The sequence below is a fragment of the Paenibacillus sp. FSL R10-2736 genome (assembly GCF_038000245.1).
GTDB lineage: Bacteria > Bacillota > Bacilli > Paenibacillales > Paenibacillaceae > Paenibacillus_AQ > Paenibacillus_AQ phytohabitans.
In genome coordinates this window covers 185886-207285 of sequence record NZ_JBBOBN010000001.1, presented here as the reverse complement: position 1 = coordinate 207285, position 21400 = coordinate 185886, and the positions used below count along the sequence as shown (strand labels likewise).

At 50.6% G+C, this 21400-nt stretch carries 15 protein-coding genes; 7 read left to right on the top strand and 8 right to left on the bottom strand.

The window, feature by feature from the left end:
• Positions 1-167: 167 nt before the first annotated feature.
• Complete coding sequence (locus NSQ73_RS00825) at positions 168-2909, top strand: O-antigen ligase family protein (protein ID WP_340985126.1); 2742 nt, start codon at positions 168-170, stop codon at positions 2907-2909.
• A gap of 123 nt (positions 2910-3032) precedes the next feature.
• Here the strand turns inward: NSQ73_RS00825 and galU are convergent, their stop codons facing one another.
• Entirely contained in the window at positions 3033-3920 is an 888-nt protein-coding gene (gene galU / locus NSQ73_RS00820) for a UTP--glucose-1-phosphate uridylyltransferase GalU (RefSeq protein ID WP_042140171.1), read from the bottom strand.
• A 252-nt stretch (positions 3921-4172) separates the two neighbouring features.
• The gene (locus tag NSQ73_RS00815; RefSeq protein ID WP_340985125.1) at positions 4173-6692 is read right to left on the bottom strand and encodes a DUF3656 domain-containing U32 family peptidase; all 2520 of its coding nucleotides are present in this window, start codon (positions 6690-6692) and stop codon (positions 4173-4175) included.
• Positions 6693-6959: 267 nt separating this feature from the next.
• Between NSQ73_RS00815 and rfbA the strand changes: the two genes are divergently transcribed.
• Both rfbA and rfbC read left to right on the top strand, forming a co-directional pair.
• A complete protein-coding gene (gene rfbA, locus NSQ73_RS00810) occupies positions 6960-7838 on the top strand; it encodes a glucose-1-phosphate thymidylyltransferase RfbA (protein WP_340985124.1) in 879 nt (292 codons plus the stop codon).
• A gap of 21 nt (positions 7839-7859) precedes the next feature.
• On the top strand, positions 7860-8414 hold the full coding sequence (gene rfbC / locus NSQ73_RS00805) for a dTDP-4-dehydrorhamnose 3,5-epimerase (RefSeq protein ID WP_340985123.1): 555 nt from the start codon (positions 7860-7862) through the stop codon (positions 8412-8414).
• Between the two features lie 147 nt (positions 8415-8561).
• Here rfbC and NSQ73_RS00800 read toward each other — a convergent pair whose 3' ends face one another.
• The 3 genes from NSQ73_RS00800 to NSQ73_RS00790 all read right to left on the bottom strand — a co-directional run bounded on the left by NSQ73_RS00800 (position 8562) and on the right by NSQ73_RS00790 (position 11980).
• The gene (locus NSQ73_RS00800) at positions 8562-10433 is read right to left on the bottom strand and encodes a stalk domain-containing protein (RefSeq protein WP_340985122.1); all 1872 of its coding nucleotides are present in this window, start codon (positions 10431-10433) and stop codon (positions 8562-8564) included.
• A 64-nt stretch (positions 10434-10497) separates the two neighbouring features.
• Positions 10498-11643, bottom strand: a complete 1146-nt coding sequence (locus tag NSQ73_RS00795) for a S1C family serine protease (RefSeq protein WP_340985121.1) — start codon at positions 11641-11643, stop codon at positions 10498-10500.
• Between the two features lie 127 nt (positions 11644-11770).
• Positions 11771-11980 (bottom strand): DUF2759 family protein, encoded by a 210-nt coding sequence (locus tag NSQ73_RS00790; protein ID WP_039307102.1) that lies wholly within the window; start codon positions 11978-11980, stop codon positions 11771-11773.
• A 425-nt stretch (positions 11981-12405) separates the two neighbouring features.
• Here NSQ73_RS00790 and NSQ73_RS00785 point away from each other — a divergent pair, with 425 nt between their 5' ends.
• Positions 12406-12645 (top strand): DUF3977 family protein, encoded by a 240-nt coding sequence (locus tag NSQ73_RS00785; protein WP_340985120.1) that lies wholly within the window; start codon positions 12406-12408, stop codon positions 12643-12645.
• Between the two features lie 68 nt (positions 12646-12713).
• On the opposite strand, the gene uvrA is transcribed toward NSQ73_RS00785, so the two are convergent.
• Both uvrA and uvrB read right to left on the bottom strand, forming a co-directional pair.
• A complete protein-coding gene (gene uvrA, locus NSQ73_RS00780; protein WP_171717091.1) occupies positions 12714-15590 on the bottom strand; it encodes an excinuclease ABC subunit UvrA in 2877 nt (958 codons plus the stop codon).
• A gap of 532 nt (positions 15591-16122) precedes the next feature.
• Positions 16123-18114: an excinuclease ABC subunit UvrB gene (uvrB, locus tag NSQ73_RS00775; RefSeq protein ID WP_042140176.1), complete on the bottom strand. Its 1992-nt coding sequence runs from the start codon at positions 18112-18114 to the stop codon at positions 16123-16125.
• 181 nt (positions 18115-18295) lie between these two features.
• Here uvrB and NSQ73_RS00770 point away from each other — a divergent pair, with 181 nt between their 5' ends.
• From NSQ73_RS00770 to NSQ73_RS00760, 3 genes are all read left to right on the top strand, one after another.
• The gene (locus NSQ73_RS00770; protein WP_340985119.1) at positions 18296-19084 is read left to right on the top strand and encodes a flagellar motor protein; all 789 of its coding nucleotides are present in this window, start codon (positions 18296-18298) and stop codon (positions 19082-19084) included.
• Positions 19081-19974, top strand: a complete 894-nt coding sequence (locus NSQ73_RS00765; protein ID WP_340985118.1) for a flagellar motor protein MotB — start codon at positions 19081-19083, stop codon at positions 19972-19974. Before NSQ73_RS00770 ends, NSQ73_RS00765 begins: the two co-directional genes overlap by 4 nt.
• A gap of 84 nt (positions 19975-20058) precedes the next feature.
• Positions 20059-20691 (top strand): hypothetical protein, encoded by a 633-nt coding sequence (locus NSQ73_RS00760; protein WP_336101238.1) that lies wholly within the window; start codon positions 20059-20061, stop codon positions 20689-20691.
• Between the two features lie 133 nt (positions 20692-20824).
• Here NSQ73_RS00760 and gcvH read toward each other — a convergent pair whose 3' ends face one another.
• Positions 20825-21217: a glycine cleavage system protein GcvH gene (gene gcvH / locus NSQ73_RS00755; RefSeq protein ID WP_340985117.1), complete on the bottom strand. Its 393-nt coding sequence runs from the start codon at positions 21215-21217 to the stop codon at positions 20825-20827.
• Between the last annotated feature and the right edge of the window lie 183 nt (positions 21218-21400).

Sequence of the window (21400 nt, the reverse complement as noted above, 5' to 3'; positions counted from 1 at the left end):
TCCACGCATTCTCTCTATCTAAATCAAGTTGGATAGAAGAATGGTTCAGAGATGGTACAATAAGTACTGTCAACTCCCCTTGTCTCTAATGTGTTGTCCGATAGTAGTAATCGAAGTTATCGTTATGTTAAAATATCCACGTACCTACAGGAAAAGGAGATTAAAACGTGTCGAAACCAGTATACGGTAAAAATGCTGTACAGTCGAGAAATGTTGAAAAGATATCCAGTTACATATGGGCTTTGGTTATTGGTTTCATTGTCTTTTTGGTTTGGACCCCGTTTCAAGTGGGATTATTTAATGGGCAGCAAATCGACTTCGAGAAGCCGATTTATGTGTCATCGTTGCTGAGCAGCCTCTTGCTGCTGGTATGGATAGGCTTGTACTTCACAAAGTTCAAGCTGGAAGGACAGCGTGACTTGCTGGCTGCCGCCTCTCTGCTGCTTCCCGCTACTTACGCGTTGTCGCTTATTGGCGCTGTATCGCATTATATGGCGATGAACCTGCTGTTTATACAGAGCATGTATGTCGCAATATTCATTATAGCGTTATATCTGCTTCAGCAAAAGCAACTAAATGTTGTCATTCAGAATGCCATTCTGGCGATCGCTTATTTCATCGTGGGGTTTGGCCTGCTGAACTGGCTTGGAAGCTGGAAATTTGCTGGAGGCCTTGTAGGCTGGTTCTCTAATACCGTACGCGGTGGTAAATATTTGGATGCTGTGATGACAGACTCTAACGGCCTGCGTCTGACTTCTATTTTCCAGTATGCCAACACTTACGCTGCGTTCCTGATGGCTTTCTTGTTTGTTGCAGTGTTCGCACTCGTCCGCTCTAAAAAATGGTACGGCACATTGACTCACAGCTTCATGCTTGTACCGATTATTGTGTCTCTACTACTGACCTTGTCCCGTGGAGGACTTGTAATGTTGCCGGTAGTTTTCATTCTGCTGCTGCTCTTCCTTAAACCTGTCCAGCAGATTCTCTGGATTATTCATCTTGCGATTTCCGGTATCGCTGCTCTGCTGGTCACCAGCCCGCTAACTACGCTTGGAACAGAGCTGAATACAACCTTCACATCGTCAGCCGCGTTAAAAGCCTGGGCGTACCTGCTTGTGGCCTCAGCGGTTGTTGCAGCTCTTGGCTGGGCAATTCAGCGTTTCGTTGCTCCGTGGCTGCAAATTAAGCTGGGAAGCTGGGAAACACGTAAAATGACCGGGCTGTGGATTCCACTCGGCTCAATCGTTCTTGTAGGAATCGCTGCCTTCCTGCTTATTGGGACAAGCGTACGCAGCGTTTTGCCTGATAATATTGAAACACGGCTGGAGAACATCAACTTCAAACAGCATAGTGTACTCGAACGCTTTACTTTCTATAAAGATGCCATGAAGGTTGTTAAGGATTATCCGATCATTGGATCCGGCGGTGGAGGCTGGGCTTCCCTTTATGAACATTATCAGAACAACCCTTATGTAAGCCGCCAGGTTCACAATTTCTTCCTGCAGTATTTAATTGAAGTGGGAATCGTCGGATTTATCGTGTTTATGGGCTTTATCGGGTATATTTTCTATAAATACATCCGCGCTTACCTGAAACGGGATAAGGATGAATTCAACAATGGGTTCTTCTTCTACATTATCGCTCTATCTATTCTTGTTCACAGTCTGCTGGACTTTAATATGAGTTACGCGTTCATGGGGATTCTGGTGTTCATCGGTTTGGCTGGTATGGGCGCCGTAATGGACAACAAGCCCCTGCGCCAGAGCTGGAACAAGGCTGGGCTACGCTTCGGGTATTTTGCTGTGCTGGCCATCGGCTCTGTATTCCTGCTCTTCCTGTCCATCAGCTATATCGGATCCAGTAATGCCGCAATTAAGGGCAAGAACCTGGTTAACGTAAGCCAATCCTATGAAGAGATTAAGACCCCGCTGGTCGAGGCGCTGAAGAGCCGTCCTTTCCAGCCGGAAGCAGCAATCTACCTTGCTTCCCTTGACCTGACGGTGTTTAAACAATCACAAGATGAGCAGTATCTGGCTGAAGCTTATGATGTTCTGAGCCGTGCACTCAAGGATGAGCCTTACAATAAAGATTTACTGAAGCAATTGATTAATTACTACGAACTCAAAGGACAAAGTGATCTGGGCTTCAATGTTTACCGCGACAACGCAGATAAATTCAATTGGGATATCGAATGGTATGAAGCATTGATTCGCCGTGCACAGGCTTTTGCAGCTGCAGCCGATGTGCAAAGTGACGAAGCTAAGAAACAGGTGTACCTGACTGCCGGTCTTGAAGCATACCAGCATGTGGTTGACGGGGTAGAGCACCTGAAGACTTTGCCGCCTGAACAGCTGCAGGGCCGTCCGTTCTCAATCACGCCAACAATTGCATTGAATGCCGGCAAGCTGCAAATGCTGTCAGGACAAGCTGACCAAGCTGCTGCTACGTTGAAGCTCGGTTTTGCAGAAAATTATGCAGATATCGTCAGTAGCACAACACTATGGGACACTAACTGGTATAGCTCTCTGATTGCCCGTGCCTTCGAACTGGCACAACAATCCTTCACTCAGCAGGATGAGGCTAACAAAATCATTCATCTCAATATTGGACTGGATGCCTACAATCAAGTGGCATCTGATCTGCAAGGCCAGCCTGTTCCTTCGTCAATCAACTTGAATGCTGGGAAACTCCAGTATATGGCGGGTCAGGTACAGGCAGCCGCAGCGACTTTAAAGCTTGCCTTGAGCGATGACTACAGTGATGCAGCCAATCGCGAAGCAGCCCGCTGGTATTTAGCTGCACTGAAAAAGGCTGGGGCAGCACAGGATCAACCTGTGTACGATAAGCTCATTGCAGCTGATCCTGCCGAGGCTGCAGCGATTGATAGTATTGTAAATACACAATACTGAACTAAATAACTGAACACATATAGAAAAGCGACCCCTGTCTGAGTACAGTGGGCCGCTTTTTACATTTTAATATTGAATTGGCAAGGATACATAGTAGCTGATTGTTAGCCTCAAGATGAACTTTTATCTACTAATGAGTCTTTCCTCATTTTCTATAACCTCTTTAAGATACTGCAACAGCCCTTCTTTGAGCTCCTCATGCTGAAGCGCATAATGGATGCTTGTCTGAATGAAGCCCATTTTTTCACCGACATCATGACGTTTGCCTTCGAAATCATAAGCTATGATCCGCTCCACTTCACTTAAACGGGAGATAGCATCGGTAAGCTGGATTTCTCCACCTACGCCCACCTGTTGTTCGCCAAGCATGTCGAAGATACGCGGAGTCAGGATATACCGTCCCAGGATCGCCAGGTTGGATGGTGCATCTTCACGCTTCGGCTTTTCGACTAGCCGGTTGGCCTTATAGACACGTTCTGCCAGTTCAGATCCATCGACCACCCCGTAGCGGGAAACCTCTTCCCAAGGCACGGGCTGAACGCCTACGATAGAGGACTTGTACTGCTCGTACACTTCAATCATCTGTTTAAGACAAGGTTTATTTGATTCTACGATGTCATCTCCCAAAAGCACCGCAAACGGCTCATTACCGATGAACTTCCGTGCGCACCAGATAGCATGTCCAAGGCCGCGGGGTTCTTTTTGACGAATGTAGTGGATATCGGCCATTTCCGAGGATTTACGTACCGATTCCAGCAGCTCCCACTTCTGCTTCTCAGCCAGGTTGAATTCCAGTTCGAATGAGTTGTCAAAATGGTCCTCAATCGCACGCTTGCCCTTCCCCGTCACAATGATAATATCTTCAATCCCGGAAGCCACTGCTTCTTCAACAATGTATTGAATTGTCGGTTTATCTACAATCGGCAGCATTTCTTTGGGCATTGCCTTAGTTGCGGGTAGGAAGCGGGTACCTAGACCAGCTGCGGGAATAATAGCTTTACGGATCTTCATGACAGGACTCCTTCTGTATTCTTTTCTTTTCTCCATCCAGTTTCCAGCGAAACTTGGCATAATTAAATTTATTATAGCAGTTCAGTCAGTGTTTTGGCAGTTATATTGTTATATATTAGGAATGGTTACTGTATATTCAAAAAGAGCCAGGGCGCTTTCAAATGCTTATTATAAGCTCTTGAGTCACCCTGGCTTCATATAATAATTTGGACTTCAATAAGGAATGTACAGCAAGTTCAGTAAAAACGATACTTACTTCGCATTAACCAACTGCCCGCGTGTAACCCCAAGCTGGTTGGTGGCCTTCAGACTTTTCCAAACCTGCGTTCCGGAGATTTCTCCGCGCAGTGCGCGGCTGTATAGGCTGATAACCTCAGCTACCTGTTCCGGTGTTTCCTCTAGGAACTCTACACGGAAAGAAGATACGCCAAGCTCACGGAAGTGATTCAGGTATTCTGCACCGGACTGCTCGACAGCGTTATAGACAGTGTTACGGCAGCCTTCGTCTACACGGACAGGATGGGACATGCCGATCCGGTCCTGCAGTGAAGCACGCTGCTCCTCGCAAGGACGACCACAGTTCGTGTAGTCAGTACCTTCACTCATGAAGGTGCAGTACACGCAGTGCTCGGTGTGGAACATCGGCAGATGCTGGTGAATAACAACCTCCATCCGCGAGGTGTCGCTGTGTCCGAGCAGATCAACCATCTGCTGGATGTTCAGGTCATACGACGGTGTCACCATGTCACAGCCGGCATTCAGGAACAGATCAACCGCTCTGTGGTTGGCGATGTTCAGCGAGAAATCGCCGATCAGCCGGGGATGCACAGCTTCCGGATGCTCCATCCGGTGGCGCAGGTAATAATACAGCGCGCCGGTATTGCGCACCAGCACAGCATCCGGCTGCAGCCGCAGGATGTTGGCATGGTAGCCGTTCTCGTTCGGCATATGGATACGCGGAGTGGCCAGCGTAATGCTGGCCCCTGCAGCCCGCACAGCGTCTACTGCCGCCGGGAACTGCTTGATGAACTCGAAATCGGCGTAAATGCTCGTCACGCCGGCTTCGAGCGCAGCCTGCACCTGCGGCAGGCTGCGGCACAGCGCGGTGAGCTCCGCTTCACCGCGCGCCTCTGCGGCGCCCCTGCGGGAGGCGCCGCCGTAGACCTCTACCTCCCGTTTCACATATACGGGAGGCTTCGGGCGCTCGCCTGCAAGCAGCTCCACCGCCTGGCGGCGGATGCTGTTCAGCTCGCGCATAGGCACAATCACGTCGCCTTGCAGATGCGACTCCAGCGCTTCAAGCTGGAATACGGTTCCGCCCAGGCGGCCGAATTGTTCTTCCAGCAGCGCGGTATCCATCGGACGCTTCTGCGCTGTCTCCAGCGCGAGCTCCGAATCCACACGGACGGTTACCTTCTTCTGAATGTCCGTCCACCAAGTCGTCAGCTTCTCACCGGCGCAGCCTTGCACTCTCACGTGAACCGGGAATACCCGGTAAGGCTTCTCGGTCTCATACGACTGGCGCAGCGCCTTGTCGAGTGCCGGATCATTCGTCTTCCAGATGCGGTCGCCAACATGGAGACGGCGCAGATCCACATCATTGCGGCCGGGCACGATGTCGATAATCCAGCCTTCGCCGGCTTCGCCCTCCAGCTTGACGCCTTTGCGGCGCAGATCGTAGACGCGGCCGCCTTCTTCCTTCTTGGTCGGATCTCCGGCATCGAACACGATTCCGTCTCCGCGCTTAAGCGGAGCATGAATACGGCAGACCACGCCATCGCGCAGAATCTGTTCAACGGTTCCCATGAACACGCCCCGGCTTTTCGGGAAGGTGCCATCGACTAATTTCTTATTGTTAGTGCCGTCCAGGAAACCATGAGTGAAGCCGCGCGAGAAGCTCTGCTGCAGCTCACGCATGTCCTCCTTCGAGGTAGGTGTCCAGTTGCCGTCAAAATACTTATCAATCGCCTTACGGTACTTACTGACCACATTTGCTACGTATTCCGGAGTCTTGAGCCGGCCTTCAATTTTGAAAGAGGTCACTCCTGCTTCAATCAGTTCAGGCATCAGATCAATAGCAGCAAGATCCTTCGGGGACAGCAGATAGGTTACATCACCCATCGGTTTCACTTCTCCGTCTACCATCAGGTCATACGGCAGGCGGCAGGCCTGAGCGCATTCTCCGCGGTTCGCAGAGCGTCCGCCCCACATTTCGGAAGTCAGACACTGTCCGGAGTAGGATACACAGAGCGCACCATGCACGAAGACCTCCATCGGTAGCCGGGCTTGTTCGCCAATCGTGCGGATCTGCTTCAGATTATTTTCACGGCCAAGCACTACACGCTCCAGCCCCCAAGGCTTCGTGAATTCCACCGCTTCCGGTGAAGTAATCGTCATTTGCGTAGAACCGTGAATCGGGAAATCCGGAGAGATCTCACGGATCATTTGGACCAGACCCAAGTCCTGTACAATGACCGCATCCACACCGGCATCCACGCAGGCATCGATCAGTTCTTTTGCATCCGGCAGCTCATTCTCAAACACCAGTATATTAAAGGTCAGAAACCCCTTCACTCCATAGCTGTGCAGAAAGGCCATAATCTCCGGCAGCTCGTCCATGCGGAAGTTGTTAGCTCTGGCCCGTGCATTGAATTTCTCTACGCCAAAAAAGACAGCATCCGCCCCGTTCGCCACCGCTGCACGCATGCAGTCCCAGTCTCCCGCCGGAGCCAGCAGCTCCACGTCTTCTCTGCGTAATCCTTGCTCTTTCATTTATATCCTCCTAAACCGCCGTTCCGGCGGATGTATGTCATCCCTCTAACTAATCAATTGTATCAAATATCACAGCTATCTGCCAGCAAAATAGAAACACTTGGATGAATTTTTAACTCTAAAATATCTTTATACAAGCCTTCATTCTTGCTTTAATAGACAAAGCAAGAACAACCAGCGTAAAATATGAATGGAAAAGAATAAATACGCAAAAGATCTCACTGTTCCCAAAATTTATATGTAGCAAAAGGAGAGTTGAAATTAGTTATGAAAGGCATAATTCTTGCGGGAGGAAGCGGGACCCGCCTTTATCCTCTCACAATGGTGACCAGCAAACAGTTATTGCCGGTCTATGACAAACCAATGATTTATTATCCTCTGTCTACGCTGATGCTGGCAGGTATCAAAGAGATTCTTATCATTTCTACCGCTGAGGATACACCACGGTTCGAGCATTTACTCGGCGACGGCTCCCAGTTCGGAATTTCACTGCAGTACATTGTCCAGCCAAATCCGGATGGACTAGCACAGGCATTTATTTTGGGCGAATCGTTTATTGGCGAAGACTCCGTGGCTATGATTCTCGGAGACAATATATACTACGGGAACGGCATGACCAAAATCTTGAAAGAAGCTGCCGGAAAGGAAAGTGGGGCAACCGTATTCGGCTACCACGTGCCCGATCCCGAACGCTTTGGTGTGGTGGAATTTGACGGAGACGGCAAGGTTCTAAGCGTTGAAGAAAAACCAGAGCATCCTAAATCCAATTACGCTGTTACTGGTCTGTACTTCTATGATAACCGGGTGGTTTCTTTAGCTAAGGAAGTGAAGCCATCGCACCGTGGAGAATTGGAAATCACCTCGATTAATGAGGCCTATCTGAAGCTGGGAGAACTGGATGTCGCCTTGCTTGGTCGCGGGTTTACTTGGCTGGATACCGGAACTCACCAGAGTCTGGTTGATGCCACCAATTTCGTTAGAACAATTGAAGATCACCAAGGCATTAAAATCTCCGCACCTGAAGAAATTGCTTATATCAACGGCTGGATTACAAAGGAACATCTGCTGGACTGCGGACATAAGCTGAGCAAGACCGGCTATGGACAGTATCTGATCAAAGTTGCTACTGGTAAAATCCAATTTTAAAAACTAGAAAGAGTGAATAAGATGAAGTTTACCAAAACCAATCTGGAAGATGTTCTCGTTGTCGAACCGGCAGTCTTTGGAGACCACCGCGGCTGGTTCATGGAAACCTACAGCGAGGCTAAATTTCAGGAACAAAACATCAATTATCAGTTCGTTCAGGACAATCAATCTTATTCAGCTGTAAAGGGAACCCTGCGGGGACTTCATTTTCAATTAAATCCAAAAGCGCAGACCAAGCTTGTCCGCTGCACACGCGGATCCATTTTTGATGTGGCTGTAGATATCCGTCAGGGCAGTCCTTCTTACGGAAAGTGGTTCGGAATTGAACTTACAGCCGAGAACAAGAAGCAACTTCTGATCCCTAAAGGCTTTGCTCACGGCTTCATGACGCTAACTGAGGATGTAGAAGTCCAATACAAATGCGACGAGTTGTACGCACCTGAATGCGACGGCGGGATTCTGTGGAATGACCCTGATATCGCCATTGAGTGGCCGATTGATGTTATACCAGTACTGTCTGCTAAAGATGAGAAAGCACCACTGTTAAAGGACGTTACACTTAATTTTGTATATTAAATGTCAGGATTCCTTTTGTGATAACCACTAGCCATTTTAATGCTGAATCCATTCTAAAATTCAACAAAAATAACGCCCCGGCTTATTGGTAGCCCGGGACGTTATTTTTCTGTTTTTTATTACTAGTTCAGGGACCTAACCTTCCCTCTACTCCCCCCACCCAAACGACCCCAGCACCCTCTCCAACACCGCCAGCTGGCTGGCTGTTGCATTGGCATCGTTCAGCGTGACGGTGATCGTGAACACCACATCATTCTTGCTGAAGATAATATTCCTTATGTTCACAGGGATGTTGTTCTTAGTTTGTTGTACAGTCAGAATTGTGGCAGGCACTCCCGCAAAGGCGGTTTCCTCCAGGCCTTTCACCTGCGGCCCTTTCGGGTCTTTTTTGGTGTTCTGATAATAGCTCTGCAGCTGGCTGACGGCATATTCCATGGTAACATCCGGACTGGCATAAATCTGGAACCGTCCGCCGGTGAAGCGGTATTCCACGGTCTGGCTCTCAAAAACATCCTGAACCGGCGTCCACAGGCGCGGAATATCAATGCTGTAGCCGTAAGCTTTGGAGCTCTTAGAGATCGACTTTGTGCTGAGCAGCGCGTAATCACCGGTTTCCAGACGGCCAAAGTTCTCCTTGATCTGCGCAAAATCAATTTCGATGGAGTTTAGCACATCTGTGAACCGCGCCTTGTCGCCATCCTGTCCTGATGCTGTCCGGTATTCAAAATAATAGCGGTAGCCGTTCTTCAGCAGCAAAATCTGATATTCCGTACTCCAGCCGTTGCCTGGATTAAGTCCGATTTCATTGATCAATACCGGCTCACCGGAGACTTCGCCTGCGATGCCGCTCTTCAGCGAATAAGCTTCGGTCACGTAGGTGTCACGCAGCTGCGACCCCAGTTCCCGGCTCCAGCTCTCGAGCGTTGATCCCGCAGGGGCAGAGCTCACTTTTACACGCAGATAGCTTCCCTGTTTGCTCTCATAATATAAATGCTGGTCATCCACATTCCAGTCCGCCGGCACCAGCAGCGAGATTCCGTAGTCTTCGTTGTATCCTTCGCGCAGCCCGTTTGTGACTGTGGAGAGATCACGGATGCTTTTGTCGGAAGAATTGAAGGAAGGTTGGAATGAGTCCAGCAGCACGGCATACTGATCCAGATCTTTATAGTTCACTGCGTTATCATCCGTCAGATATATTTCATACAACCTGCCGTCAGCATAATATTGTCTGCCTTCCCACAGCGCTCCGCTGGAATCCTTGCTGACTATCCGGGCGTAAGGAACCTTAGCTTCAGGCACGACCTCCCTGTCCAGTACAGTCTCTCCGCCCTCCTCCGATGACCGCACCAGATTCTCCAGCAGCCCTTCCAGATCAAGCAGCACCTCCTGCGGTGAAGCATGGACCTCCAGATAATAATCATTCTCCGCACTCATAAAAGTCGCTACATTCTCATTCCCCCCGCTGTCACCCACAACAAGTCCGGGCGGATAATTCATGCTCCATTCAAAATAACTGTTTCCGATCCGGGTTTTGCCGACATCACTGTCGATGCCGCTCTCCGGTTCTGCTGCTGTATCCTTCTCCGAAGGAGTAAGTGTAACCAGCAATCCCCCGCCATCTGCTGCAGTGATCCGCGCACCGAGCACTCCGGTCACGAACCGCAGGGGCACCATCAGCACACCGGAAACCATCCGCGGCGGCGCAGCAAGCTTAATTTTGATGCCATCCTTCCAGGCAGTGGTACTGCCTATCGTCATCGCTCCGGTATGCGCACCGTACATCACCTTCACCACATCGTTACCTTCAAGCGAGACTGTGCTGCCGAATGCTTTTTTGAAAATCCCCAGCGGTACCATGACCGCCCCGCTCTCCGTAAAAGGCTTCTGAATCACTATCGGTTCCCCGTTAACCTTTGCAGATGTACTGCCTACTTTAAGGCTTAGCTTTAGAATCGGAGTTTCTGCCGCATAGGCATTCATGCCCGGAAATACTGCCAGCAACAATAGCACTACCAACATGACAGACAGTCCGCGGGGTATAGATTTATTCCCCAATCGCCGCGTCCCTGCTTCTGCAAGCCTTCTACTCTTCCGCCTGATCATCGCCATCCACCTCCGCCTCTTCCGCATTCACCAGAGGATCACCTTGCCCCAGAACAAGGCTTCTGGCGACGATATCGCCGTCACTTTGCATGAGCAGCTTGACCACTGCACCCGGTTTGTATTGCTTGAACCATTCGTTAATGTCCACAAGTGACGTGACCCGGTGTCCGTCTATCGCATACAGTACATCTCCCTCGGCAATCCCCGCCTTCCGTGCTTCTGCAGTGACCACCTTCGTAACCGTTAAAGGCTCCTCGGTAGGCAGCCCGACAATGACGGGCCAGCTCTCCTCCAGCTCAACTCCGAGACTCGGACGGCGGACTTCACCGTATTTGAGCAGCTGATTCATAATATACTGCACCGTATCCGCCGGAATGGAGAAGCCCATATTTTCCACACCCACTGCCGCATATTTCAAGCTGTTGACCCCAAGCACCTCACCCTTCATGCTGACCAGCGGCCCTCCGCTGTTGCCGGGGTTAATCGCAGTATCGCTCTGGATCAGCCGGTAAGCCGCATCGACCGAACGGTTGAGGCCGCTAATTACTCCTACGGTAGCCGAATTTCTGAGGGAGAACGAAATAGGCGTACCGATCGCTATAACCTTTTCTCCAACTTGTATGCCTGCCGGGCTAGCGGCGAACTTTGCCGGCTTCAGGGATTTGGCTGTAATCTTGATCAGAGCGAGGTCACTCACCTCATCCAAATATGTATCCGTGATGTTATAGCTCTTGCCGTCTGAGGTAACCACCACTGCATTCTGCAGCCCCTCCATGACGTGGGCATTGGTAATAATCCACCCGTCTGCTTTGACGATAATTCCGGACCCGTGTGTCAGATTGTAGCGGTCATCCGGGCCTACGGGGTCGCCACTGGCTTTGCCGATAATGCCCACGACCGATGGCGACACAGCGCGGATAATTTGTGGTACCGGATCCACTGCGGGTTTAGCCACTTGCTCCTTGTTAACGGGTTTGACTCCGCCTATTTGTCCAGCCGTTACAGGGCCTGTCCCTCCGTACACTGCGCCAAATGCAGACAGCGGACTACCTGTGAATCCCGACAATATCAACCCGCACAACAGCACAACGCTACTCCGGGCAACTGCATTCTTTCCCCCGTTCATCGCCTTCCCCCTTTCTCCTGTACAGCTGATGCTATATCATTTTAAAAAAAGACGCCTTTAGGCTCGCCGGGTGGCGGATAAAGGTGTCTTTGAAAGACCTTGCTTCTGAAGTTAGTTGTGCCTGAACTTAGCTGAACCAATTCATAATCATTGCATAGTCAGAGACTGCAAAAACCAGCAGGCTCACCACTCCGAAGCCAATTGCAAATTTGTTCTTCTGCGGAGCTTTCAATAACCGGACCACACCGATAAGAATAAGGATCGTGAATAGAATCATAAATACATCGAAGGTATGAAATGTAGACGGTTCTTGCGCGGCAGCTTCTGCAAGCAGCATGGCAATCCCTCCCTGAAAGTGTTGTCAAGCAAGTTCATCTAATCCATATCACCTTCTATGTTATCGCTACCATTTCAGTGACGCAATAGAAATTGTCTAAAAATTATGTATTTGTCATAAAAAATATTTCCGAAGCCGGAAATCAGCTAAAATTCAGAGATATTTATCATTGACCATTCGTTGTGATATTTGATTTTCAAGGAGCTGATTCCTATTGCAACTGCAAACAGCCTCTGCTAATCATTCAACGCAAAACCATCTCTTTGAATCTTACTGCGGACATGCTGTAGTTATGCCAGTTCTGCTTCTCTGCCGTCAGCTTAATTTTTGTCTGCACACATGAAATCGCATGCCACAACCCTCACTGTAAAACTCCTGACGACGATGTTATGATCAGTCATGCAGAACTGGAGGTGCCCGCCGGCTTGAAATACATCGAATTCGGAATAGGAAACAGATGGCTGGTACGAACTGAAACTGAGAAGCCTGATGGTACAGAGACCGAAGCACGGGGAATTATCGGGCCTGTTAAATGCCGTTCCCTGTATATAAGAGTCTGGATCAGAAGAACGGTATGGATTCTGGATTCACAGGATGGCTTCAAGAAAGCCACAAAAGCGCGCAATCAATTCAAAGTGATCTTCGGCATCCGTAGTGAGTTGTAATTAAAAAAACAGCCCATGCCCCACCTCGCAGTGGACCATGGGCTATTTAAGTTTGCAGCTTCCCCCGGTTACACCGTATCAGAGGTCTGAAGTTCAAGCGCCTGAGTGCGTTCAGTATCGCGGATGAGGACTGGCTTCAGATACCGGCCTGTGTAGGATTCCTCGACAGTAATCAGCTTCTCCGGCGTTCCGGTCGCAAGCACCGTTCCTCCGCCGCTGCCGCCTTCCGGCCCCATATCAATAATATAGTCAGCAGTCTTGATTACATCGAGGTTATGCTCAATGACCAGGACCGATTCACCGGAATCCACCAGACGGTGCAGCACCTCAAGCAGACGGCCAATGTCATCTACATGCAGGCCGGTTGTCGGCTCATCCAGAATGTACAGCGTCTTGCCGGTACTGCGGCGGTAGAGCTCGGAAGCCAGCTTCACGCGCTGCGCTTCACCACCGGACAAGGTTGTCCCCGGCTGGCCGATGTTGATATAGCCCAGACCCACATCAAGCAGCGTCTGCATTTTGCGGTGGATACGCGGGATATTCTTGAAGAATTCCGTTGCATCCTCGACGGTCATCTCCAATACATCGGAGATACTCTTGCCTTTATATTTCACTTCCAGCGTTTCGCGGTTATACCGTTTGCCCTTGCAGACTTCACAAGGCACATACACATCGGGCAGGAAGTGCATCTCAATCTTGATAATCCCGTCTCCACGGCAAGCCTCACAGCGGCCGCCCTTCACATTGAAGCTGAAGCGCCCCTTCTGGAAGCCGCGTACCTTAGCCTCATTGGTCTTGGAGAACAAGTCGCGGATATCATCGAACACGCCTGTATACGTGGCCGGATTGGAGCGTGGTGTACGCCCGATCGGTGACTGGTCAATCTCGATTACTTTATCCAGATTCTCCAGACCGCGGATTTCTTTATGCACACCGGGCCGGACCTTAACGGCCTTGTTAAGCTGGCGTGCCAGGCTCTTATAAAGAATTTCGTTAATAAGTGAAGATTTGCCGGAACCGGATACTCCGGTTACTGCTGTAAAGACACCAAGCGGAATCTTCACATTTACATTCTTCAGATTATTCTCTTTAGCCCCGCGAATCTCTATCCAGCGCTCATTATCGGTAGGACGGCGTGTGGAGGTAACAGGGATGAATTTTCGTCCGCTTAAGTATTCACCAGTGAGAGAGTTTGGATCGTCCATAATCTCCTGAGGTGTACCTTGAGCAATTACCTGTCCGCCATGTATTCCGGCACCGGGACCAATATCGATAATATAGTCGGCAGCCATCATGGTATCCTCATCATGCTCAACGACGATCAGAGTATTGCCCAGGTCGCGCATATGAGCCAGCGTTGCAATCAGCCGGTCATTATCCCGCTGATGAAGCCCGATGCTCGGCTCATCCAGAATGTACAGGACCCCCATCAGACTGGAGCCAATCTGTGTAGCCAGCCTGATCCGCTGCGCTTCACCGCCGGATAACGAGCCCGCTGCGCGGCTAAGCGTCAGATAGTTCAGCCCTACATTTACAAGGAATCCTAAGCGGCTGCTGATTTCCTTAAGAATCAGGTTAGCGATGGCCGTTTCTTTCTCACTGAGCTTGAGATTCTCGAAGAAGTCCAGACAATCTCCAATCGAAAGATCCGTAACATCGGCAACATTCTGCTGATTAATCGTCACGGCCAGAATCTCTTTCTTCAGTCTTTTGCCTTTGCAGACATGGCATGGCTTGGCGCTCATGAAGCCTTCGATAAACTCACGGATGCCTTCAGAGGCAGTGTCGCGGTAACGGCGCTCCAGATTCGGGATGATTCCTTCAAAAGCAACAAGTGCATCCTTGCGCTGGCCAAAGTCGTTCTCATAACGGAAGCGGATCTTCTCACTGCCCGTTCCGTGCAGCAGCTTGGTCATATGCTCCGGTGACAGGCTGCTGACAGGAACATTCTGCGGAATTTTGAAATGCTCACATACCGACTTCAGGAACTGCGGATAGTAGTTCGACGTACTTCCTGTCCAGGCTAAGAATGCACCTTCTTCGATGGACTTCTCCGCATCCGGGATCAGCAGATCCGGATCGACTACCATCTTCACACCAAGCCCGTCACATTCCGTGCAGGCACCAAACGGGCTGTTGAACGAGAACATACGCGGAGCAAGCTCTTCTATACTGAACCCGCAGATTGGGCAGGCAAAGCTTGCGCTGAATAAAAGCTCTTCCTGGCCCATCACATCGACCAGAATCTGACCGCCTGACAGCTTCAGTGCAGTCTCCAATGAATCAGTAAGACGTGTCTCTATATCATCCTTAACAACAATCCGGTCAACAACGACTTCAATTGTATGCTTCTTATTCTTCTCCAGTACAATATCTTCCGTAACTTCGCGAAGCTCACCGTCAACACGCACACGAACGAAACCTTGCTTGGAGATATCCGTGAACAAGCCTTTATGTTCACCCTTACGGCCTGAAATCACAGGTGCCAGAATCTGCAGGCGGGTCTTCTCCGGGTATTGCATAATCCGGTCAACCATCTGTTCCACAGTCTGTGATGTAATCTCTATGCCATGATCCGGACAATGGGGATGTCCAACCCGGGCAAACAGCAGCCGCAGATAGTCATAAATCTCTGTAACCGTACCTACGGTTGAACGCGGGTTACGGCTTGTAGTTTTCTGGTCAATTGATATCGCCGGGGATAGCCCGTCAATGGAATCCACATCCGGCTTCTCCATCTGACCCAGGAACTGGCGGGCATAGGCAGACAGCGATTCAACGTAACGGCGCTGGCCCTCGGCATAAATCGTGTCGAATGCCAAAGATGATTTACCCGAGCCGCTCAGTCCCGTCAGCACAACGAAGCGGTCACGCGGAATCGTTACGTCGATGTTCTTGAGATTATGGGCCCTTGCGCCCTTGATTATTATACTTTCGTTCGCCAACGGTACCTCTCCTTTATAAAAAACTATTTCAAAAGCAAGTTTTTTTCTATTTAAAAACTTAATTCAAAAGTTCTATTTCAAAAGCTATTTAAAATATTTTCGATCCCTCCCAAACCCTCCCTTCCAAGGGAGGGCCCCAAGGGTTGCACCCTCTGGACACCCGCAAGCTCGGCGGAAAGAGTTAGGACTGGGATGGAATTGGTTACTGGGGCAACGGGAGCGCTAGTCCCTACGGGACCGCTATACTGTAGAGCAGGACACAGTTAGAGCAGGATACGGCTCGCTACTGCTTGCCGATAACGCTGTCCCTACGGGATGCGCGAACTGCGGCTGTTCCTGCGGAATGCGCTAAGGGCGTAACTACAAGCTGTCCCTACGGGATGCGCGAACTGCGGCTGTTCCTGCGGAATGCGCTAAGGGCGTAACTGCAGCTGTCCCTACGGGATGCGCTAAGTGCAAATGTATCTTCAAAAAGAACGGCCAGTGAAGCGCCGTTCCGTGATCATTAAGTGTAAGTGTTGGCGGGGCCAGCTTACTCGGCCCGCAGTTCGAGTAAAGCATCGCGCAGCTCGGCGGCGCGTTCGAATTGCAGGTTCTTGGCCGCGTCCTTCATCTCGGCCTCCAGACGCTGCATCAGGCTCTGCTTCTCTTTCTTGTTCAGCTTGCCGCCGGCGCCGGTGAGATAATCGGCCTTCGACTCGGCCACTTTAGTGGCCTCGATGATGTCCCGCACTTTCTTGTTGATTGTCGTAGGCGTGATGCCGTGCTTCTCATTATGGGCAATCTGAATTTCACGGCGGCGCTGGGTTTCGCTCATCGCCTTCTCCATGGAATCCGTAATGCGGTCGCCGTACAAAATGACACGTCCATCAGAGTTACGGGCCGCACGGCCGATCGTCTGAATGAGTGAACGCTCGGAGCGGAGGAAGCCTTCCTTGTCAGCATCGAGGATGGCGACAAGGGAGACCTCCGGCAGGTCAAGACCTTCTCTTAATAAGTTAATACCCACCAGTACATGGAACGTACCGAGGCGGAGATCACGCAGGATAGCCATCCGCTCCAACGTCTTGATATCGGAGTGCATATAACGCACCTTAATCCCGATTTCCTTGAAATAATCGGTCAGATCCTCGGACATCTTCTTCGTAAGTGTTGTAACGAGTACACGCTCATCACGCTCCACACGGTCACGAATTTCACTGATCAGATCATCGATCTGCCCCTCTGTAGGGCGTACTTCGATGATCGGGTCCAGCAGGCCGGTAGGACGGATAATCTGCTGCACCATAGTATCGCAGTGCTCCATTTCGTACGGTCCCGGTGTAGCAGACACATATACAATCTGGTTCACTTTCTCTTCGAATTCCTCGAACTGCAGCGGACGGTTATCCAGCGCGGACGGGAGGCGGAAGCCATGCTCCACCAGTACAGTCTTACGCGCACGGTCACCATTATACATAGCCCGGATCTGCGGCAGCGTTGCATGGGACTCATCAATAACAATCAGCATATCATCCGGGAAGTAATCCATTAAGGTATATGGAGTTGCTCCCGGCTCACGGAAGGTGAGCGGGCCGGAATAGTTCTCGATACCGGAGCAGAAGCCCACTTCCTTCATCATCTCAATATCATACCGCGTCCGCTGCTCCAGGCGCTGGGCTTCCAGCAGCTTGCCCGCATCACGAAGCACGGCCAGCCGTTCCTCAAGCTCCCGCTCAATGTTGATAATAGCTACACGCATTGTTTCTTCTTGGGTAACAAAGTGCGAAGCCGGGAAGATCGCTATATGATCGCGCTCACCAATCAGCTCTCCTGTGAGAACATCAATCTCCGTAATGCGCTCTATCTCATCTCCGAACAGCTCCACACGGATCGCATGCTCCCCCTGTGAAGCCGGGAAGATCTCGACCACATCGCCGCGTACCCGGAACGTCCCGCGTACGAAGTTAATGTCATTGCGCTGGTACTGGATCTCCACGAGCCTGCTCAGAATCTGATTGCGCGGCTTCTCCATCCCTACCCGCAGTGTCAACAGCATACTTCCGTATTCCTGCGGCGAACCGAGGCCGTAAATACAGGACACACTCGCAACAATAATAACGTCACGCCGTTCAAACAGCGAACTGGTGGCGGAGTGCCGGAGCTTGTCAATTTCTTCATTTATGCTGGAATCTTTCTCTATGAAGGTATCGGAGGAAGGAATGTACGCCTCAGGCTGGTAGTAATCGTAGTAACTGACGAAGTAGTCAACGGAATTGTTCGGGAAAAATTCTTTGAACTCACTCGCCAGCTGCGCCGCAAGCGTCTTGTTGTGCGCAATGACCAGCGTCGGGCGGTTCAGTTTGGAAATCACTTGTGCGATGGTAAAGGTCTTGCCTGTACCTGTCGCTCCCAGCAGCGTCTGGTGCTTCTTGCCCTGCCGGATGCCGTCCAATAATTCTTCTATGGCATGAGGCTGATCGCCCTGGGGTGTATACTCGGACTCCAGTTCAAATGTCTTTGTACTGACGACAATATCACTCATTTGCCCGTCTCCCCTCTATCGTCTAAAATATATGAATATATTATAATTGTAGCCCTAATAGTTGCCTATCCATACCGTACTGAAAAATATGGAAGATAGGAATACACGTTCCCGTTTATTATACAGCGTTGCCCAGATTGATGCAAACCATAATATATAGAAATTTAAGGAGCTTGAACTTATGGATATCACTTCAATTATCGGCCTGCTGGCAGGCATTGCCGCAATGATCGGCGGCTTTCTCTGGGAAGGCGGAAGCTTATCCGGCCTGCTGCAGCTGAACGCCGCGCTGATCGTATTCGGCGGCACCCTTGCCGCTGTACTCATCAGTTTTCCGGCCTCCAGATTACGCAGCGTCCCGGCGGCTCTGCGCCTGGCATTCGGCAGACATCCCGACACCACCCAGGAGAAGGCCGAAGAGCTGATCTCCATGGCGGCGATTACGCGCCGCGGCGGCGTGCTTGCGCTGGAGAAGAGAGCGGAGGAGCATCCCGATACCTTTACCCGCGAAGGGCTGTTTCTTATTGTCGACGGCACCGATCCTGATCAGGTCCGGCAAATTCTTGAACTGGAGATGGACGCCAAGGAACTGAAGTATGAAGGCTATGCCAAAATCTTCGAAGCCGCCGGCGGCTATGCTCCGACTATGGGCATCATCGGCACCGTAATGGGATTAATACGGGTACTGAGCAATCTGACGGATCCCTCTAATCTGGGGGCCTCGATCGCTGTAGCTTTTACAGCAACGCTCTATGGCGTAGCCAGTGCTAATCTTATATTTTTACCCATCGCCTCCAAAATCAAATCCCGCAGCCAAAGCGAACTGGGCAGCATGGAGATGCTGCTTGTCGGTATCCTGTCCCTGCAGAATGGGGATCATCCGCATCTGGTCCGCAAAAAACTGACCGCCTTTATTCCCGATGTCTCACCTAGACGCAGCAGCAATAATAACCCGGGAGACCCGCTATGAGACAAAGAAACCGCCGCCAGGGACGTAGTAGAGGTAAGGAGAACCGGGACCGCTGGATGATTACCTATGCTGATCTGATTACGCTTCTGCTCATTTTTTTCATCATCCTGTACGCCATGAGCAGTCTGGATACGCAAAAATACGCGATCGTTACCGGTTCATTATCTGATACCTTTAAGAGCGGCAGTCCTGTGCTTGAAGGCGGAAATGGAGTGCTGGATGGTAATCAGGGGAACACCGGAGCCGCAGTCTCGAATGAACAGGAAGCAGGCGGAAGCACCGGTGGCGGTCTTTCTTCCGGGGGCAATGTGAAGGAGAGTGGTTCGAACGGAACCGGGACGGGCACAGATACATCCGGGCAAAACGGGGAAACTGCAGAACACCAGCCTTCGGCGCGTGAGCTCGCTTTTCGTGAGCAGGAGGCCAAACTGGCCGCGCTTATGGGTGTAATTACCAAATACGTGGAAGATAACAACCTTGGGGAGCAGATCTTTGTAGCGGATAAACCGCAGGGCATTGCCATCACGCTTAGCGACCGGTTCCTGTTCGATGCCGGCAAAGCCGAGCTGAAATCACCTGCCTTCCCGGCACTGCGCCAGCTCTCCGGCCTGTTCCGCGGAATCGGTGCTACGATCAGCATCGAAGGACATACCGACAATGTTCCGGTAACCGCCGCTTCAGATTACACGGATAACTGGGAGCTATCCGGCGCCCGCGCACTCTCTGTGCTGCGCTTCTTCCTGGATAACGAGGGGCTTAGCCCCGATACTTTCCAATATGCCGGTTACGCGGATACCAGACCTGCTTACGATAACACTACCGTTGAAGGACGGCAAAAAAACCGCCGGGTCGAACTCATTGTCCTGCGGCAGCTTCAGGAGAAAGAATAACGTGAATCCGCAAGCGAATCAGCTCAGAGTTCTGCAGATGAGAAGGCACGGCAACCATTTGCTAGTATAAGGAGATTGAACGCTATGCAGACTACAAACGGAACGACACCGGACGCCACCCGTTTTCTCTATTTTCTGCGGCAGCTGGTTTCGCTGATCATGATTGTTTTTGCCCAGGGAATAATTACCTTCTTCATTGGTTTATTATCTGTATTTATGATGTTCTTCTCCTCCGATTACTTCTGGGGGGACCTGGCCCATGTGTATCCTCCCGATAAACTGATGTATATAGGCATTGACTTCCTTATTGCCGGCGCAGCCTTTGCCCTGCCCTGGCTCGGGGTCTGGTGGATGCTGTACGGTTTGTCCGAGGATGGACGCATCCGCTGTTTCCCTCTTCTTTTACTCTTCGCTTATCTGACATTTGTGATCCTCTTTCTGCAGATCAATCCGGTCTATAACCCGGAAGCCATGATCCCTTCCTCCGCCGGGGAATCCACATTTCTGGTCTGTATGGGCATGTCTGCCGTGGTGCTTTTCCCGTTTTATTCGGCCGGTGTGTATTACTTCGTGCTCAAACCCAATACCCGTCCCAGAAAAAGATACCGGTTCCTATTGCTGTGCCTTATCTTTGCCGTTACGGGTCTGGCTCTGCTGCCCGCCCTTTGGCACTTGGCTCCCCGCATTTATCCGGGGCTGCTTAGCTTTCCGGAGTGATACAGAAACGCAAAAAGACAGACCTCTCACATTAGTGACATCTAATGTAATAAGAGAAGCCTGCCGTGTTCATCTTTTCGTAAATCCAGTTCAGTCACCTATTCTAAAAATCCGGGTACATAAACGGTTGAAACTATTCCCCAACCAGTTCCTTATAAGCAGCCGCATCCAGCAGACCGGATACCGCATCTGCGAACTCACCGTCTAATTCCAGCTCAAAAATCCATCCGCCGCCGTATGGCTGATCATTGATCAGCTCCGGGCTGGATTCGAGTGCGTCGTTGATCTTGGTAACCTTGCCGGATACCGGCGAATACAGCTCCGACACCGTCTTAACAGACTCGATACTGCCTACGCTGTCGCCTGCGGTAATGGCTGCGCCGACTTCCGGAAACTCAACAAACACGATGTCGCCCAATAAATGCTGCGCATGATCCGTAATTCCCACACGTACTACGCGTCCATCACCCTGCTGTGCCCATTCATGCTCTTCGCTGTATAGCAGGTTGTCCAACACTTCACTCATTTCCAAGCCGCCTCTTTTCCACATTTGGAGTTCTAAATTTAGTTATAGCCTAAGTTATGACCTTGCCTAATGTCAATATAACTGACAGGAAAATTAAATTTGTCATCTTTTTGACGTTTTTTGATTGACAGCGTGCTTGTAAACCCGGTTTAATGGAGTCAGTAGAAAAACATATGGTTTGCG